The following is a 1622-nucleotide window of genomic DNA, read 5'->3' as shown; positions in this document are numbered from 1 at the left end:
CGGTTGCCGCGACCCTTGTTAACTCTGGAGCTGCGCTAGTATTTAATCGGGCTCCAGTCAATAATTTACCTGTTGTTAAAGACTACCTAAAGTCTAGTTTCAATGATCAGGGTGATCGATTCGGTTCAAGTGTTGCTTTGACGGATACTACTTTATTTGTGGGAGCTCCGTTTGAAGATAGCAACTCCTCGGTTATTAATACCGGAGAAAATCAGAATAATGCGCCGGTTGGCGGAGGACCATTAGACGGTAATTATGGTGCGGTTTATCAGTATATGCTTGATGAATTTGATGCTCTATCGATTAGCAATTACATCAAGGCTAAGCAACCCGTATCGGGGGCTAATTTCGGTGAGGTGATTGCTGCGGAAAATCGTTACTTGGTGATTGGTCAGCCGAGTGCCAGTTTCGAACTCAATAGCTCAACAATTCCTGCTCATGTAGAAATATATGATCATCAAAGTATTAGTGAAGCGCCGGTATACCTGAGTGTATATGATGACGAACAAGCTTTAGGTGGTTCAGTATTGAATGCTCGAGTTAAGTCTCTTTCATTGTTCGCGGGTATGTTAGCAATAGGTTTGCCGGAGGCAACGATTGATGGAGACACAAATGCTGGTGCGTTTGCTATTTGGGATTAGCCTGAGTTATTGAAGGCTATATCTCTGTTTTCAACGCACCAAGCATGACGAGTTTGAGTTGGCTTATAGTGTTGTCTCTCAGAGCTCGTTTTTTAGCTTTATCTAAAAATGTAAACTTTGCTCCCATTGCAATAATGATCGCGATCATTGCTTCAGCTACATTTTGCGTGTCTATATTTCGTGTAGCGCGAGACTGAAGATAATCACATAGCTCATTGATGAAATTATCTACTTCCAGACGAACAGCGCGCCTGAATTCATCGGAATAGCCCACTTGTTCTTGTAATAGAATACGAAAATGCACGGGATATTGTTCGAGAAACTCAATAAATGTATCGGTGGAAATATCAATTGCGCTGTCCGTATCATCGATACGTTGTCTTGTTTTTCTGAGCATCTGTCTCAGAAATAGACCAGCTTCCTCGACAAGAGCTAAACCAAGCTCTTCCATATCTGCGAAGTGTCTATAAAAGGAAGGAGCAGCGATACCTGCTTCGCGAGTAACTTCTCTTAGGCCAATGCTATCAAGGCTTCTTTGATCAGATAGAATTTTAAGCGCGGCATCTAAAATGGCTCTGCGTGTTCTAAGTTTTTGTTCTGCACGCGTCGTCATTAATAGTTACCTTCAGATTTATGTTGTTTCGATTTCGATTCTTGGCAGGTTTGGTTCTTGAAGCGAAACTTTGTCAGTCGGGGCTGCAATCAAAGAAGTGCCAGTAATAATCTCAATATTATCCTGATTTCTAACCGAGCAGTCCATCTCAACACGGTTGTGTGCTAGCTTCTCTTTAACAGTTAGCGTCACTGTTAGTGTGTCTCCGAGTCTAACAGCTTCATTGAACTTTAAATTTTGCTCCAGATGTACTGTCCCGGGACCTGGAATAACAGTAGATAAAGCCGCAGAAATAAGAGAGCCTGCCCACATTCCATGGCCTATACGCTCTTTGTAAGTGGTTTTTTTTGCGTATTCCGCATCCAAAG

The 1622-nt window shown here is 42.4% G+C and carries 3 protein-coding genes; 1 reads left to right on the top strand and 2 read right to left on the bottom strand.

All coding sequences use genetic code 11. The features are described from left to right. On the top strand, positions 1-641 hold a 641-nt coding region (locus tag A3762_RS01580; RefSeq protein ID WP_197468932.1), incomplete at its 5' end, for a hypothetical protein. 16 nt (positions 642-657) lie between these two features. On the opposite strand, the gene fabR is transcribed toward A3762_RS01580, so the two are convergent. Then, positions 658-1254: an HTH-type transcriptional repressor FabR gene (gene fabR, locus A3762_RS01575; protein ID WP_068753779.1), complete on the bottom strand. Its 597-nt coding sequence runs from the start codon at positions 1252-1254 to the stop codon at positions 658-660. Positions 1255-1272: 18 nt separating this feature from the next. Beyond that, positions 1273-1622 (bottom strand): MaoC/PaaZ C-terminal domain-containing protein (locus A3762_RS01570; protein ID WP_068753778.1); only part of this gene is annotated, 350 nt, incomplete at its 5' end.

This window comes from Oleiphilus sp. HI0125, from assembly GCF_001635355.1.
The sequence above is the reverse complement of the archived record's forward strand: the minus strand, read 5'-3'. Positions and strand labels throughout refer to the sequence as shown.

Coding starts and splice junctions, on each gene's coding strand:
- fabR (WP_068753779.1), bottom strand. CDS start 1,254: ATGACGACGCGTGCAGAACAAAAACTTAGAACACGCAGAGCCATTTTA.